The following is a 15839-nucleotide window of genomic DNA, read 5'->3' on the forward strand; positions in this document are numbered from 1 at the left end:
CCCTCTCACGGCCGGGCTCGGCGCAGGGCGGCGGCCTCGCGCGCCAGGGACGTGACGCGGGCCCAGTCCCGCGCGGCGACGGCGTCGGCGGGGAGCATCCAACTGCCGCCCACGCAGCCGACGTTGCCCAGCGCGAGGTACGAGGGCGCGGTGCCCGCCGTGATGCCGCCGGTCGGGCAGAAGCGGGCCTGGGGGAGCGGGCCGCCGAGGGACTTCAGATAGGCGGTGCCGCCGGCCGCCGCCGCGGGGAAGAACTTCATCTCCGTGACGCCGCGTTCGAGCAGCGCCACGACCTCCGAGGTCGTGGAGACCCCGGGCAGGAACGGCACCGCCGACCCCCGCATGGCCTCCAGCAGCGTGTCCGTCCAGCCCGGACTGACGAGGAAGCGGGCACCGGCCGCCGTGGCGTCGGCCACGTTCCGCGCGCCGATCACGGTCCCGGCGCCGACGACCGCGTCCGGCACCTCGGCGGCGATGGCCCGGATCGCGTCGAGCGCGACGGGCGTCCGCAGCGTCACCTCGATCGCGGGCAGCCCGCCGGCCACCAGGGCCCGTGCCATCGGCACGGCGTCATCGAGATCGTCGACGACGACCACGGGCACGACGGGAGCGAGATCGAGGACAGAGGGCTTCGCAAACGGCATGCCGGAATCCTGCCCCGGGTTCCACAACATGCGCAAAGCCCGTTGCGCATGCTGCAACACGCCCGACGCCCGACGCCCGACGCCGGGCGTCCGGGGGCCGGCCTCAGTGGATGTCCCGCACCACCACATCCAACGCCCAGGGCTTCCCCGCCCTCGCCGGCGCCTGTGCCTCCACCACGTGCCCCAGCTCCCGCAGCACCTCGACCAGTTCCGCCGGGTCCTTCGGCTGCGCGCCGGTCGCCAGCAGGGACCGTACGATCCGGCCCTTCGTGGCCTTGTTGAAGTGGGAGACCACGGACCGCTTCTCCACCCCGTCGACCAGCTGCGCGTGCAGCACCCGCACGGTCGCGGTCCGCCCGGCCACCTCGCCCTTCGGCTTCCACGCCGCCGCGTACGCCGACGACCGCAGGTCCAGTACGAGCCCGTCGCCCGCCGCCTCGGGCATGACGTCGGCCATCGGCGCACGCCAGTACGCGCCGAGGGCGCCGAGGCCCGGCAGTTTCACGCCCATCGAGCAGCGGTAGGAGGGGATCTTGTCGCTGACGCCGACGGCACCCCACAGCCCCGAGAAGACGAGCAGGGAACGGGCGGCGCGGCGCTTGGCGGCGGCGTCCAGAGAGGCGAGGTCCAGCGCGTCGTACAGCACGCCGGTGTAGATCTCCCCGGCGGGACGCGCCCCCGCCGTGCGCAGCCCGGCGTTCTTGGCGACCTCGCCCCGCAGCCCCTCGCTCAGCCCGAGCACGTCCCGCGCCTTCTCCTCGTCGGCGGCGCACAGCTCGACCAGCTCGTCGAACACCGCCCGACGCGCCTCCGCGAGCCCCGGCAACGACAGGGCCTCGAACTTGAGCGGGGCGCCCCGCCCCGAAGAGGCCTTGCCTTCGGACGGCGGCAGCAGGACGAGCACGATCGGACTCCTTGAGCGGTACGAGGGTGACGGGGGACGCGTAAAAGGTTACGGGGGCACGAGCGCCTGCCGGGTCCGCGCGGGCGGGGGGCCTCGCCGGGGCCGCGTGAGCCGGAGCGCCTGGCAGGTCCCGGCCACCCCCACACAAGCCGGGATGCCCGCCCCGCCCACGTGAACCGGACCGCCCGCACGGGGTGCCGAGCCGTCCGTGGCGCCCTACGCTCGGGGCATGCCCCGCCGCCAGCTCCATGTGACCGGCGCAGCGGAGGCTCCGTTGCGGGCCGCGCTGCGCGAACTGCGTACGGCACTCGACGTGCCCGACGCCTTCCCGGCCGACGTCCTCGCCGAGGCGGAACAGGCCGCCGCCGCACCCCGGCTCCCGGACCGCGACGCCACGGACATCCCCCTGTTCACCATCGACCCGCCCGCCTCCGTCGACCTGGACCAGGCCATGCACCTCGCGCGGCGCGGGAGCGGCGGCTTCCGGGTGCGGTACGCGATCGCCGACGTCGCCGCCTACGTCACACCCGGCGGCCCGACCGACGCCGAGGCGCACCGCCGCGTCACGACGCTCTACTTCCCCGACGAGAAGGTCCCGTTGCACCCCGCGGCCCTCAGCGAGGGCGCTGCCAGCCTGCTGCCCGGCCAGACCTGCCCGGCCGTCCTGTGGACGATCGACCTCGACGCGGACGGCCGCGCCACCCACACCGACGTACGCCGTGCCCTCGTACGCAGCCGGGCGAAACTGGACTACGCGGGCGTGCAGCGGGCCATCGACGACGGCACCGCGGAGGAGCCGCTCGCCCTGCTGCGGGACATCGGGACCCTGCGCGAGCGCCTGGAGGTCGAGCGCGGCGGCATCTCCCTCAACGTGCCCGAACAGGAGATCGTCGAGCGCGCCGGAGCGTACGAACTCGCCTACCGCGCCCCGCTGCCCGCCGACGGCTGGAACGCCCAGATCTCCCTGCTCACCGGCATGGCCGCCGCCCAGCTGATGATCGACTCCGGTACGGGCATCCTGCGCACCCTGCCCACTGCCCCCGACGGCGCCGTCGGGCGTCTGCGCCGCACCGCCAAGGCCCTGCGCATCGACTGGCCGCACCACGTCCCCTACGCGGAACTCGTCCGCTCCCTCGACCCCCGGCACCCCCACCACGCCGCGTTCCTCCAGGAGTGCACGACGCTGCTGCGCGGCGCGGGCTACACCGCGTTCCGCGGCGGCGCACTCCCCGAGCACACCCTGCACGCCGCCGTCGCCGCCCCCTATACGCACTGCACGGCCCCGCTGCGCCGCCTGGTGGACCGCTACGCCTCCGAGCTGTGCCTCGCGGCCTGCGCGGACGCGGGGGTCCCGCAGTGGGTGCTCGCCGCCCTGGACGAGCTGCCCAAGGAGATGGCGGACGGCGCCCGCCGCGGCAACACCGTGGAGCGCGAGTGCGTGGACATCGTGGAGGCCGCCCTGCTCAAGGACCGGGTGGGGGAGGTCTTCGACGCGGTGGTGGTGGACGTCAAGGAGCACCAGCCGGCCGTCGGCACCGTGCAGCTGACCGATCCGGCGATCGTGGCCCGCGTCGAGGGCGGCCCCACGGAACTCCCCCTGGGCGAGCAGCTGCGCGTACGGCTCACCCAGGCCGACCCGGCGACGTCGAAGGTACGGTTCACCCCGGCCTGACGCGGAAGGGGACCGCCGCGATCCGCGAGACGGCGTTCACGGATGTCCCGGAGGTCCCGGCCCGGGGGTGCCGACCCCGGCGGGTGCGGCATGGAAGCAGGGCGCGCGGGCGTTGTCGCCCGTAAGGAGGTCGAGGTCCCGCGGGCGTCGGCCCGCGCGGAGCGGCACGGGGGAGCGGGCGGCACATGAACGAGCGGACGACGACGGCACGGGCGGGCCGCCCACGCGAACAGGCGCAGTGGGCCAGAGCGCCCCTCGGACCGGGCGGCGAGAGCCTCGACCTGCTGACCGCGCGCTTCGACCGGCACCGCTACGCCCCGCACTACCACGCGGAGTTCACCGTCGGCGTCTGCGTCGGCGGAACCGAGATCATCGACTACCGGGGCGGACAGCTGCACGTCGGACCCGGCACCATCGTCGTCCTCGCCCCCGGCGAGGTGCACACCGGCGGCCCCGGCGCGAGCGGCGGCTACGCGTACCGGGCCATGTACCCCGCCCCGTCCCTCCTCACCGAGGGCACCGCGACCACCCCGCACTTCCCCGAGCCGGTCATGGACGACCCCGAACTGGCGGCGGCCCTGCGCGCCGCGCACACCGAACTGGGCGGCCACGGCGACCCGTTGGAGGCCGAATCCCGGCTCTCCTGGCTGCTCACCGCCCTCGCCCGCAGACACGGCGCCGCGCGCCCCCGCGCCGACCGCGTCCCGGGCGCCGACCACCTCACCCGCGCCGTCCGCGACCGCCTCGCCGACGAACTCCTCGCCCCGCCCACCCTCGCGGAACTCGCCGCCCCGCTCGGCCTGTCCCGCTACCAACTCCTGCGCGCCTTCCGTACGTCGACGGGGATGCCGCCCTACGCCTGGCTCGCCCAGCACCGCGTGACACTGGCCCGCGCGCACCTGGAGGCGGGACTGCGCCCGGCGGAGGCGGCCGCCCTGGTGGGCTTCGCCGACCAGGCACATCTGACGCGCTGGTTCCGCAGGGTGCTCGGGGTGACCCCGGCGGCGTACCGCGACAGCGTCGGACCGCAACAGCGTTCAAGACGGGGAGCGCCGACGCGGCCGAGACTGCCCGCATGACGGCACGCGGCTGGTTCCTCTTCTCGCTCATGGGAGTCCTCTGGGGCATCCCGTACTTCATGATCAAAGTTGCGGTGGACAGCGACCTGTCCCCGTCCTTCGTGGTCTTCGCCCGCTGTGCGCTGGGCGCCGCGCTCCTGCTGCCCTTCGCCGTACGACAGGGCGGGCTGCTCCGCGTACTGAGGACGCACTGGCGCCCCATGCTGGCCTTCGCCTGCGTGGAGATCCTCGGCCCGTGGTGGACCCTGACCGACGCCGAACGCCGCATCTCCAGCTCCACGGCGGGGCTGCTCATCGCCGCCGTGCCGATCATCGGCGCCCTGCTGGCCCGCTTCTTCGGCGACACGGAGCGCCTCGGCCCGCGCCGCCTGACCGGCCTGGGCCTCGGCCTCGCGGGCGTCGCGGTGCTGACCGTGCCGCACCTCAGGGGCGGTGACGCGTGGTCCCTGACCGAGGTCATGCTCACCGCGCTGGGTTACGCGGTGGCCCCGCTCATCGCGGCCCGCCACCTCCGCGAGGTCCCCACCCTCCAGCTGATCGCGCCCTGCCTGGTCCTGGCGGCCCTGGTCTACGCCCCCGCGGCGGCGGCCACCTGGCCGGGGACGTTGCCCGACGCCCCGACGCTGGCGTCCCTGGCGGGCCTCGGCGTGATCTGCACGGCGCTGGCGTTCGTCGTCTTCCTCGAACTGATCCGGGAGGCGGGCCCGACCCGGGCGGTCGTCTTCACGTACGTCAATCCGGCGGTGGCGGTGGCGGCCGGCGTCACCTTCCTGTCCGAGCCGCTGACGGCGGACGTCGTGGCGGCCTTCACGCTGATCCTGGCGGGCTCCTTCCTGGCGACGGCGGCCACGGCGCCCACCTCGGGGACACGGCGGGTAACATGGTCGGCACGGCAGACGAGCCGGGCGGACGGCCGCGTGAAGACCCCTTCGGGGGACCTTCCCGAGGAACGTCCGGGCTCCACAGGGCAAGGTGATGGCTAACGGCCACCCGGGGTGACCCGCGGGACAGTGCCACAGAAAACAGACCGCCCGGCGCCTCGGTGCCGGGTAAGGGTGAAACGGTGGTGTAAGAGACCACCAGTGCCCAGGGCGACCTGGGCAGCTAGGTAAACCCCACCTGGAGCAAGGTCAAAAGGAGACGCCCCGGCGTCTCTGCGCGGACGATTGAGGGCTGCCCGCCCGAGTCCGCGGGTAGACCGCACGAGGCCGGCAGTAATGCCGGCCCTAGATGGATGGCCGTCGCCGCGACGTCCGCGAGGACCCGCGGCACAGAACCCGGCGTACAGCCCGACTCGTCTGCCGCCCCAGGCTTCTGCCCTGCGATATCGCAGGGCAGTGGCCTTTTCTCGTTGCGGCTCGTCGTCCATGCCTGGAGCGTGGGGGTCAGATGACCCGGTGCTCCCAGCGCAAGGAAGGGGCCCGGTCGATCCAGTACCGGTGGGACGCCGGCGTCACGCGGAGCCGTACGGAGTCGATCTCCGGCCCCCCGGCGTCCTGCCAGGCGACGAGAGAACGTTCCACGTCGTCCCACAGTGCCACCGGGCCGCCTTGACGGACGATCCAGCTCTCGCTGTCGACGAGGAACTCGGCGAATGACTCCCTTTCTGGATCGAACAGATACAGCAAGGGTGAGCCGTCACCGTTCGTCGCGCGGACGAACTGAGCCCCGGGCGCGGCCAACTGAGAGAGAAAGGCGGGCATCCACTCCTCCAGGACGAGAGGGGACACTCGAACGTGCCGCTCGCTGTCCGCGTACGCGGTCCGGGCGGAGAGGTCGCCCGCCATGGGGGCGACTGCCTGGGCCCGTGCCTGCATGAAGGAGGAGCGCCCCACGATCGCGCCCTCGGCGGTGCCGTCGTCGCCGACGGTGAGTTTCGCCAGGCCCGTTCCCCACGGCCACGAGCCGATCGTGCCGAGGATGATGCCTCCGGCCCTCGTCTGCCGGATCCAGGCGTAGGGGACGCGGCGGACCGCGCAGGTGGCGATGACGCGGTCGTACGGTGCTCGATACGGGTGGCCGAGGAGCCCGTCGCCCGTCACCGTCCACGTCGAGAAGCCGACGGCTTCGAGTGCGGCATCTGCGCGTGCCGCCACCTGTGCGTCGACCTCGATCGTGGTGACGTTGTCCTCGCCGAGGTAGTGGCACATCAGGGCTGCGGAGTAGCCGGTGCCTGTGCCGATCTCCAGCCCCCGGTGGCCCGTCGCAAGGTCCAGGGCCTCGATCATTCCCACGACGGTGGCCGGGTCGGTCGAGGAGGACGTGGGTACGCCCACGACGGGCTCGCCTGCCTGGTCGGCGGTGAGGTGGCCGTCGAGTTGGGTGGTGAGCGTGTCGACGCTGTACGCGATCTTCAGCCACTCCTCCGAAGCCATGTTCAGGCACTTCGAGGACCCGAAGCCCGGATATGTTGCCGACTGGTCCGATCTGCCGGTCTGGCAGCGGGAGACGGACGCGGACATCTTCGAGCGCATCGAAGAGACCGTCTGAATCTCAGGAGCGACGATGTCCCCGTCCGGGCCGATCCAGTACCGGCGGGAGCCGCACGGGGCCGATCTCTGCGGCGGCCGTCTCCGCGCGGGCAAGTGTGACCGAACCGGGCCCCAACGCCGTCTCGCGAAGCGCCGTTTGCGCGTACCTGGACGTCTTCAGTCTCCAGGCGCATGGGAGAGTTGCGTCGGCTTTTGGCCATCTGCCATGGGACAACGAGCGAAGGAACACAGTTGAAGAAGCACCTGACGATGCCCCTGGCCGCCGGCGCTCTGGCCGTGGCCATGGTGGGTCTCTCCGCCGGGGGAGCCCAGGCCGCGACGTACGAGTACCCCGGTGCCAAGGTCTCCTGGGCCGCCAAGGGCGAAGTCCTCAAGGTCAAGGACACCAAGAGCGACCACCGGTACATCTACGCCATGGGCCAGTACGTGGGCACCAACAAGAACCTCACGCCCTTCTGCAGCACCAAGGGCCGAAGCAGCAAGACGTGTGACTACTCGGTCAAGGAAGGCAAGAAGATCAACTTCTGGATCATGTCGGTCAAGGGCAGCGACATGAGGAAGATCGGCGAGTTCACCGTGACCGCCTGAGCGGGACCTACGCCCGCTCCCACCGGCTGGCGAAGGGGAAGCAGGTGTCGAGGAACGCGCCCAGCTCCGCCGTGACCCGTTCCTGGTCGGCCGCCGGAGTGTTGACGTCGTTGAGGCACAGGAAGTCGTACTTGTGCCCGGGGCCGAACTCCGCGAGGGCCTTCCGTACGTCCGTCTTCCCGATGTCGATGTAACGCTGCCGGTACTTGCCGGGCACGGCCCGCCCGGTGAGATACGCGTGGTGGTGGTGCAGGGCGGTGGTCATCGCGATGTCCTCGACGGAGCGGAAGCGGCTGCGGCTCGTGCGCGTCACCTCCTCCGCGTACGTCTCCTCCAACTCCGCCATCACGGACCGGAGCTGCGGCTGTGGGGCGTGTTTGAACTTGCTCACCGTGAGGCGGCTGTGGGCGTCGAGGAGGAGTCTTCGTACGTTCTTCCCCGCGGAGTTGGGTGCCGGTTCATCCGGGTGCGGGGTGCCCAGGCCGAGTTGGAAGGAGGAGAAGGGGAGCTTGGCGATGCCGTTGCCGTGGAAGAAGTGCCCCGCGGTGACCGGGCGGACGCAGAAGAAGTCGTCGTTCAGATAGAGGTAGTGCTCGGAGAGGCCCGGTATGTGGTGGAGCTGGGTCTCGATGGCGTGCGAGTTGAAGACGGGGAGCACGTCCGGGTCGGTGAAGATCTCCTTGTGGTCCACGATCCGGATGCCCGGCGCGTTCGTGTCGAGCCACGCCGGCGTCTGCCCGTCGGTCACGACGTAGATGTTCCGGACGAACGGCGCGTACATCTCGGCCGAGCGCAAGGAGTACTTGAGTTCGTCGCGGCTGGTGTAGCGGGAGGCGCCGGTCTCGCGCGCGTGGATGAGGGCCGTCCGCCCGCCGCCCCGGTAGCGCTCGCGGCGGGCCCTCAACGCCGCGTCCTCACCGTCCACCCAGGTGTAGACGAGGTCGACGGGGAAGTCCACGGTGTCCACGCGGGGATGGGAGAAGGCCTCGTAGGTCGGGTAGTCGCGGTCCCCGATGGTGCGGCGGGCGGGCACCCGGGCCTGGCGCGGAAGCGTGTCGGTCACGGAGTTCGGACGAGGGGCGACGAGCGCGTCGCCGAGTACGGCGGGCGGCGCCTGGGTGCGCAGGGCGTCGAGGTGTGCGGCGGCCCGTTCGTCGTCGAGCAGTCGGCCTCCGTCCTGCCAGAACTCGACGTCGCACCCGTAGGTCAGGTCGGCGAGCACCTGGCCGGACGGGCCGAGCAGAATCTCCCCGAAGCGGATGACGTCCTGCCGCTTCAGGGCGGTGGGCAGTGAGCCGTCCGCGTACAGCACGGCGTCGGCCGGCAGGGGGGCGCCGCCGGGCTTCAGGGCGTACAGGGCGGTCGCCCCGTACATCGCACGCAGTGCGTCCAGCAACTTCTTGCGGTCCGCGAGGTTGATCGCGACGACGTGGCGGGTGTGCGAGCGGCCAGGTGCCAGGAAGTAGTCGACGCCCGTACGCTCCAGGGCGCCGACCACGAGGTCGAGGTTGTGGGCGGACGCCCCGGCGGCCGTGAAGCGGTCGACGGTGCGGCCGTAGTACGTGCGCTCCTCGAAGCGGATCTCCTGGACGTCGGGATGCGACCGCAGAAGCACGCGCCGTCGCGCCGCGATCTTCTCCTGCCGCTCGCTTTCCGCGTCCGCGGCTTGATCGATGGTGTTCTGCCGTGCTCGTTCCGCGCGGACCCGGGCGGGCAGCAGGCGTGCGGTGAGTCTCTTCGTGCGTAACGGCATGGGGGTTCGTTCCTACCTGGTCGGCCCCGGGGCGGGGCCACGGGATCCGTCGTCGTGGTCAGTTGTCGTGTTCGTGTTGCGGCGACGGGCTTCCCGTCAGGTGCGGGCCTTGATCCACGCGAGGATCTTCTCCGGCATGCCCGCGGTGTCCAGGAGCCCGCCGCCGTGCGCGGTGCTGCCCGCGACCGTCTCGACAGTCACCCTGTCCGCCGGCATGTCGTGATCGGCTTCCTCGGCCGCTTCGAGGTCCAGGGAGTGCTGGACGGGGACGAAGTCGCCCTCCGAGTGGATGAGGTACATGGAGGCGTCGTCCGCGCCGGAGGCACGGTTCTTGACGACCATGTCCTTCCATGTGTCCCAGCAGCTCGCGTGCAGCGCGGTGTCGGTGTCGGCCGGGTCGGGGAAGCAGCGGGCAAGGATCGCGGCATTGTCCCGGACCTTGCGTTCCTTGGCCGTACTGTCGTCGCGGTTGCCGTCGTTCCAGGCGCGGTAGGGCGAGGCCACGGGGGAGAGCGCGACGACCCCCTTGATCCGGTCCCCGCCCGCGCCGTACGTCGCGAGGGAGGTCGCTATCTGACCACCCGCGGAGGAGCCGAGGACCACGATGCGCTCCGGATCGAGGTCGAACTTCGCCGCGTTCGACCGGATCCATTCAATGGCCGAAAGGGCGTCATTGCGCTGTGCGGGCCAGGCGGCATCGAAATTCAGCCGGTAGTCGACCGAGAAGACAGCCATGCCTTTGTCGGCGAAGTACCGGGACCAGGTCGTCCAGCCGGAATCCTCGTACCAGTACCCGCCATGGAGGATGACGATTCCCGGCCGCTTGGAGTCGGCGGCATTCCAGAAAGCGTCCAGTTTCTGCCTGGCGTGCGAGCCGTATGAGTAGGTCGACTCGTTGCGTCCGGCGGCGGCCGCGCTGACCGGTGTCCCCACATTCAGGAAGCCGACGGCGAGAACCGCGCAGGCCGTCAGGCACGCCAAGATCCGCTGCACGAAAACTTCTCTCCCTCTGGTGCCACCGGCATCCGGACATGCGTCTGATGTGCCGATTTGTTCACCTAGTGGCGCAGTCTTTTCGTGGAGCGGTGTGTCGGCTCCCCGAACGATCCGCGTGTTCGAGGTGAAGAAATTATGAAGGGCCTGTTGACACCTCGTCAAGCAAGCACCTCTCTGTATGTCCGACTTGCCTGGAACTTCAGGAGAAGGCGTCAATCAGCTTCCGTGGGGAGCTTGGATCTATTTCTCTGCCATAAAACGGGCATGGTCTTGACATGCGGGCTGTCGCGGCAATTACCTTTGCGCCCGCCGAGTTGATGCGCGATTAAGAATTGTAAGTTTCACGCCGCAATCATCGACGAGGCGGAAAACGGCATACGGAGGGGTGGGGGGATGACTCATGCGTAGGCGCATGAGCGGGGCCGGGTTGGTGGCGATGGCGGCAGCCGTCTTCGTGGTGGCCGGGGGACCGGTTCCACAGGGGCAGCAGGCCGTGGCAGCCGCCGCATGCACCGGGGGAACCGCGACGGATTTCAACGGCGACGGCATCACGGACACGGTGGTGGCCGATCCGCAGGCGACCGTGGCCGAGTCGGTGCGGGCCGGCCTGGTACGCGTGGTGCTCGGCGGCGGCAAGGGCGTTTCCGAGATCTCACAGGCGACCAGCGGGATGAACGCGGTCCCTGAGCGCGGTGACCAGTTCGGAGCCGCACGCGCGGCCTATGACGCCGACGGGGACGGCTGCACCGACCTCGTGATCAGCGCGCCCTACGAGGACGTGACGAAGGACGGCGCGGACCTCCACGACGCGGGTGCGGTCTACGTCGTGCACGGCACCCCCGCCGGCATCGGCGCCGGTTCGGCGATCGAGAGCTATACGCAGACCCAGTTCGATGCGAGCACCGTGACGGAGGAGTACGACCGCTTCGGGTTCGCCCTGCAGTCGGGCACCACCTCGGCCGGCGCCCCCTACCTGGTCATCGGGGCGCCGGGGGAGAACGTCACCGCCGAAGGCAAGGAATTCGCCGACGCCGGTTGCGTCCACTACATGCAGGGCGCCGTCAAGACGACCGTCAACGAGGACGACCCGGGTGTCCCGGGCATCGTCGAGGCCCACGACCGCTTCGGCTACTCGCTGACCGGCACGAACCGGTACTTCGCGGTGGGCGCGCCGGGCGAGACCATCGGCACCGACACCCCGTTCGCCGGGGCGGTGACGGTGTTCAACCACACCCTCACCGGTGGCATACCCACCCCCCTGGCCGGTCTCGACCAGGGAGCGGCGAACGAGGGCCTCGACGGAACGGCGGAGGCGAACGACCAGTTCGGCGCGTCGATCGACATGACGAACTTTCGCCCCGCCGACCAGACGTACAACTCCGACGCCCTCCTGGCGATCGGCACCCCGGGCGAGGCCGTCGGCTCGGTGACCAACTCGGGCGCCCTGACCGTGGTCCGGATCAAGCCGTCCGGCGCCTACACCCAGATCGCGGCGGTCGACGCCTCGAGCGACGGGGTCGAAGGCCTGCCCACCGAGGGTGACTTCTTCGGTCAGCGCGTGGCCCTCGCCAACACCGACACCTCGGTGGTGAGCAGCGACGCCACCATCCGGCTCGCGGTCGGTGTCCCGGGTCGTGACGTCAAGGGAGTCGCGGACGCCGGAGCCGTGCACATCCTGCGCCCCCTCGACACGTCGATCGGCGCGAACGACAAGGTCATCACGCGGGCCCCGAGCGGGAGTGTCCTGCCCGGCACGGCGACGTCCCGCGACTACACCGGCATCAGCCTGACTTCGGGCGGCGTCAACCTCTACGTCGGCGTGCCCTACAGCAAGGAGTCGGGGACGCCCAGGGGTGTCCTCTACGTCATCCCGTGGACGGACATCACCGGTTCCACCACCGAGGGGACCACCACCCTGAAGCCGGGCGCGGGCGGGATACCCGACGCCGGGACGTCCTTCGGCGTGGTCGGGTGACCGGCGACATGGCCAGAAGGAAGCGGACCATCATGAGGAGAAGTACCACCGGGGCCCGCCCCCGGTTCCGGGCTCTCGCCGTCACCGTCACCGCGACCGCGCTCCTGACCGGCGGCCTGGGCGCGACGCCCCCGGGCCTCGCGGGAGCCCCCCGGCCGGCGGCCGCCGCGGAGAAGGACGCGCCGAAGGTCAAGAGCGCGTCCGACGCGCAGGCCGAGGCGGCGAAGTCCGGCGAGAAGGTGGAGGTGGCGGCCCTCAGGAACGAACGCAGCACCACCGTCGCCAACCCGGACGGCACCTTCACCACCACCCAGTACGTCCAGCCGATCCGCACCCGCAAGGACGGCGGGTGGACGGAGATCGACACCACGCTCGTCGAGCAGCCCGACGGCACGTACGCCCCCAAGGCCGCGCTGTCGGCCATGACCTTCTCCGGCGGCGGTGACACCACGTTCGCCGAGATCGACAAGGACGGCCGCTCGCTCGCCCTGGGCTGGCCGCACAAGCTGCCACGGCCGCAGGTCACCGGATCCACCGCCACGTACGGCGAGGTACTGGAGGGAGTGGACCTCAAGGTCACCGCCTCCGCCGAGGGTTTTTCCCACGTCCTCGTGGTCAAGAACGCGAAGGCCGCCGCCCATCCAGACCTGGCACACCTCCAACTGGACCTGGACACCGACTCCGTCACGCTCAAGGAGACAGCGGACGGCGGACTGGAGGCCGAGGCGGACGGCGGTGGCGGCACGGTCTTCGAGGCCCCGCAGCCGATGATGTGGGACTCCGGCCACGCGGCCGACGCACCGCGGACCGGCCGCTCCGCGCGGAAGGGCATGAGCGGGCCGGACGGCGTGGACGTCCCGCCACAGGGTGCGCGGATTTCCGATGTGGCGGTGGACACGGACGCCGATTCGGTGACGCTGGAGCCCGACGCCGGACTCCTCAAGGGCGAGGACACGGTCTACCCCGTGTACATCGACCCGGTCTTCAAGACGGCCCACCGGACCGGCTGGACCATGGTGTCCTCCCACTACTCCTCCTCGGAGTTCTGGAAGTTCGACGACGACGAGGGCGTCGGACGCTGCCCGGCCGATGTCTCCTACCGCTGCACCAGCGGCAGTGACGTCAAGCGGCAGTTCTTCGCCCTGCCCACGGGGGTCTTCGAGGACAAGGACATCGTGTCCGCGAGTTTCGCGGTGACGATGGTCCACACGTACAGCGAGGCCGGAAAGGCGGTGCAGCTCGGACGCGTCAACTCGGGTGGCGCGAGCGCCATCAGCTCCAAGACCAACTGGGACAACCAGCCCTCGCTGAAGGACGCCATCACCACCAAGTCGCCGACGAATCCCGCCGGCGCGTGCACCTCCACGAACCAGAACGTCCGCTTCGACGTGCGCGGCACCGTGCAGAAGGCCGCCGGCAGCGGCTGGGACACGACGACCTTCCGCCTCAAGGCGGAGGATGAGGGGAGCTACGCGTACTGGAAGCGCTTCTGCGGCAACGCGCAGCTGGAGGTGACCTACAACCGGCCGCCGCTGCAGCCGGCCATGGACGACCTGAAGATGACCCCGGGCGGCTCGTGCGAGTACGGCAGCGCCGAGGAGCACTACGTCTCCGACGCGCCCAGGCTGAAGGCGTTCCTCAAGGACTACGACCACGGTGACATCGGCAGCAACTCCGAGACCCTGCGCGCCCAGTTCCACGTGTTCTGGACGACCGGCGGCAAGACGTACGACCACTACTCCACCACGGCGGCGCAGAACACGGTGGACGCGTCGAAGAGCGGTCAGACGGGCGGAGCGTCGTTCTCGTACACGGTCGGGACCAACCTGGATTCGGACCCCGACGACGCGAGCTACACCATCCCGCAGAACGTGACCGTCGGCTGGGCGGTACGCGGCCACGACGGAAGGTCGTGGGGGCCCTGGAGCCTGGCGGGCAACGGCACCCGCTGCGAGTTCATCTACGACGCCACAGCTCCCAAGGCCCCGGCGATCACATCGATGAGGTATCCGGACGACGACGCCTGGCACGCGGGCGTCGGTGACTACGGCACCTTCATCATCGACTCGCCGTCGCCGGACGTCGCGCAGTACAAGTACCGTTTCACCGGTGGTAGTTGGACGACCGCCAACGCCATCGGCCCCGGCGGCCCGGTCATCGTGCGCTGGATGCCGCCGGACGAGGGCCCCATGTCCCTGGAGGCCAAGGCGGTCGACGGCGCGGGCAACGCGCAGAAGACACCGACCTCACATGTCTTCCTCGTCAGCGACGGGCGCGCCCCCGCCGCGGGCTGGACCCTCGGCGACGCCAAGGGGGCCACGACGGCGGCAGGCATGAGCGGGGCCCCTGCGGCGGCCGCGGGCGCGGGCGTCACGTTCGGCGCGGAGGGCCCGCTGGGCCCGACGGACACCGCCGCCTCGCTCGACGGCTCGGAGAAGGCCTACCTCGACGCGGGCAAGCCCGCGGTCGACACGAGCGGGACGTTCTCCGTGAGCGCCTGGGTGAACCTGCCCGAGCGGCCGAAGGACGACGTGAGCGTGGTCAGCCAGGACGGGACGTCCGCGCCGGGATTCGATCTCGGCTATGACGTGGACACCCGGTCGTGGACCTTCCGCACCCCGATGAACGACATGGAGAACATGGGGTCGTGGAAGGTGTCCGGGGCCAGGGCCGTACCCGGCAGCTGGACCCACCTCATCGGTGTCTACGACGACGAACTCGGCACCCTGAGCCTCTTCGTCAACGGAGACCTGGTCGAGGAGGACGTCCAGAGGCGGCGCACGAAGTGGAACGCGACCGGCGGTGTGCAGATCGGGCGCAAGCTCACCCTGGACGGCTACACCTCCCACCTCAAGGGCAGCGTCGCCGACGTCAAGATCTACGACCGGGTGGTGCCGGAGGCCGAGGGCGAGGCGCTGGGCGGCATCTCGGCACGCCAGCTCGCCTACTGGCAGGTCGACGGAGAAAGCAGCGGCGTGTCCCCCGAAGAGACGGGAGGCACCGGTCTGAAGCTGGGCGGTGGCGCCGCGATCTACGTGCCGGACGAAACCTGCGACGTGGAGGCGGATCCCACCTGCAAGGCGCCCGCCGAACCGCTCTGGGGCGACGGACACCTCCAGCTGAACGGCACCGGCGGCCACGCGGCACGCGCGGCCGGGCTGCTCGCCAAGGAGGACAGCTTCACCCTGACGGCACGCGCGCGACTGGCGACCGCCGGCCCGACGAAGGACCAGACGGTCATGTCACTGGCCGGTGCCCGGGGGAGCGCGCTGACGGTGAAGTACCAGGCGGCGGAGAAACGCTGGGCGCTCGTCGTGACGGACAAGGACGCCACCGGCGCGAAGGAGTCGATCGTCAGGGCCCAGGGCTTCGCCCCGAGCAGTGAGGGCGACGGCGACCATCTGACCCTGGTCTACTCGGCGGTCTTCGGCGACGCGCTGCTCTACGTCGACGGCACGCTCGCCGCACAGGTGCCCTGGGACAACACCTGGGACTTCACCACGGCGTCCCTGCAGATCGGCAGAGTCCTGACGGGTTCCACGCCGTCCGCCTTCTTCGACGGTGCCGTCGACGAACTGCGGGTGTTCCGGGGGGCCCTGGACGCGAGCGCCGTGCCCACCGTGGCGCTGCTGCCGGCCGGGGCGAGCATCGAGGAGACCGTCACATGAGGGCCTGACGGCATGAACGGCAAGGGGGGCGCTCCGCAGCGCAGGTCGTGGGGACACGGCGGCGGAGC

10 protein-coding genes, 1 other RNA gene and 1 pseudogene are annotated in these 15839 nt (G+C 70.9%); 7 read left to right on the plus strand and 5 right to left on the minus strand.

The features are described 5' to 3' along the window. Positions 1-5 precede the first annotated feature (5 nt). Both eda and yaaA read right to left on the minus strand, forming a co-directional pair. On the minus strand, positions 6-644 hold the full coding sequence (gene eda, locus ACZ5GP_RS03715; RefSeq protein ID WP_468749223.1) for a bifunctional 4-hydroxy-2-oxoglutarate aldolase/2-dehydro-3-deoxy-phosphogluconate aldolase: 639 nt from the start codon (positions 642-644) through the stop codon (positions 6-8). 103 nt (positions 645-747) lie between these two features. Beyond that, entirely contained in the window at positions 748-1548 is an 801-nt protein-coding gene (gene yaaA, locus ACZ5GP_RS03720; RefSeq protein ID WP_468749224.1) for a peroxide stress protein YaaA, read from the minus strand. 229 nt (positions 1549-1777) lie between these two features. Here yaaA and ACZ5GP_RS03725 point away from each other — a divergent pair, with 229 nt between their 5' ends. The 4 genes and pseudogenes from ACZ5GP_RS03725 to rnpB all read left to right on the plus strand — a co-directional run bounded on the left by ACZ5GP_RS03725 (position 1778) and on the right by rnpB (position 5600). Further along, positions 1778-3220, plus strand: coding sequence for an RNB domain-containing ribonuclease (locus ACZ5GP_RS03725; protein ID WP_468749225.1), 1443 nt, complete (start codon positions 1778-1780; stop codon positions 3218-3220). Between the two features lie 185 nt (positions 3221-3405). Continuing rightward, positions 3406-4299 (plus strand): AraC family transcriptional regulator, encoded by an 894-nt coding sequence (locus tag ACZ5GP_RS03730; protein WP_468749226.1) that lies wholly within the window; start codon positions 3406-3408, stop codon positions 4297-4299. Then, positions 4296-5078 (plus strand): annotated as a pseudogene (locus ACZ5GP_RS03735) (DMT family transporter); the annotation flags it as partial. The gene ACZ5GP_RS03730 and the pseudogene ACZ5GP_RS03735, both read left to right, overlap by 4 nt. Before the next feature lie 118 nt (positions 5079-5196). Beyond that, positions 5197-5600, plus strand: an RNA gene (gene rnpB, locus ACZ5GP_RS03740) — RNase P RNA component class A. A gap of 84 nt (positions 5601-5684) precedes the next feature. Here rnpB and tgmC read toward each other — a convergent pair. Next, positions 5685-6674, minus strand: a complete 990-nt coding sequence (gene tgmC, locus ACZ5GP_RS03745; protein ID WP_468749227.1) for an ATP-grasp peptide maturase system methyltransferase — start codon at positions 6672-6674, stop codon at positions 5685-5687. 348 nt (positions 6675-7022) lie between these two features. Between tgmC and ACZ5GP_RS03750 the strand changes: the two genes are divergently transcribed. Next, entirely contained in the window at positions 7023-7379 is a 357-nt protein-coding gene (locus ACZ5GP_RS03750; RefSeq protein WP_358579888.1) for a hypothetical protein, read from the plus strand. Between the two features lie 7 nt (positions 7380-7386). Here the strand turns inward: ACZ5GP_RS03750 and ACZ5GP_RS03755 are convergent, their stop codons facing one another. After that, the gene (locus tag ACZ5GP_RS03755) at positions 7387-9132 is read right to left on the minus strand and encodes a stealth conserved region 3 domain-containing protein (RefSeq protein WP_468749228.1); all 1746 of its coding nucleotides are present in this window, start codon (positions 9130-9132) and stop codon (positions 7387-7389) included. Positions 9133-9228: 96 nt separating this feature from the next. Then, positions 9229-10125: an alpha/beta fold hydrolase gene (locus ACZ5GP_RS03760; protein WP_468749229.1), complete on the minus strand. Its 897-nt coding sequence runs from the start codon at positions 10123-10125 to the stop codon at positions 9229-9231. Between the two features lie 403 nt (positions 10126-10528). On the opposite strand from ACZ5GP_RS03760, the gene ACZ5GP_RS03765 reads away from it, so the two are divergent. After that, a complete protein-coding gene (locus ACZ5GP_RS03765) occupies positions 10529-12103 on the plus strand; it encodes an FG-GAP repeat protein (RefSeq protein ID WP_468749230.1) in 1575 nt (524 codons plus the stop codon). Between the two features lie 32 nt (positions 12104-12135). Beyond that, positions 12136-15771 (plus strand): LamG-like jellyroll fold domain-containing protein, encoded by a 3636-nt coding sequence (locus ACZ5GP_RS03770; protein ID WP_468749231.1) that lies wholly within the window; start codon positions 12136-12138, stop codon positions 15769-15771. Positions 15772-15839 lie beyond the last annotated feature (68 nt).

Source organism: Streptomyces sp. NPDC031466 (assembly GCF_055581265.1).

Bases quoted from the DNA above. Each gene is read 5' to 3' on its own strand.
- ACZ5GP_RS03725 (WP_468749225.1), top strand. From the start codon at position 1,778: ATGCCCCGCCGCCAGCTCCATGTGACCGGCGCAGCGGAGGCTCCGTTG.
- ACZ5GP_RS03755 (WP_468749228.1), bottom strand. From the start codon at position 9,132: ATGCCGTTACGCACGAAGAGACTCACCGCACGCCTGCTGCCCGCCCGG.
- ACZ5GP_RS03770 (WP_468749231.1), top strand. From the start codon at position 12,136: ATGAGGAGAAGTACCACCGGGGCCCGCCCCCGGTTCCGGGCTCTCGCC.
- eda (WP_468749223.1), bottom strand. From the start codon at position 644: ATGCCGTTTGCGAAGCCCTCTGTCCTCGATCTCGCTCCCGTCGTGCCC.
- tgmC (WP_468749227.1), bottom strand. From the start codon at position 6,674: ATGGCTTCGGAGGAGTGGCTGAAGATCGCGTACAGCGTCGACACGCTC.
- ACZ5GP_RS03730 (WP_468749226.1), top strand. From the start codon at position 3,406: ATGAACGAGCGGACGACGACGGCACGGGCGGGCCGCCCACGCGAACAG.
- ACZ5GP_RS03765 (WP_468749230.1), top strand. From the start codon at position 10,529: ATGCGTAGGCGCATGAGCGGGGCCGGGTTGGTGGCGATGGCGGCAGCC.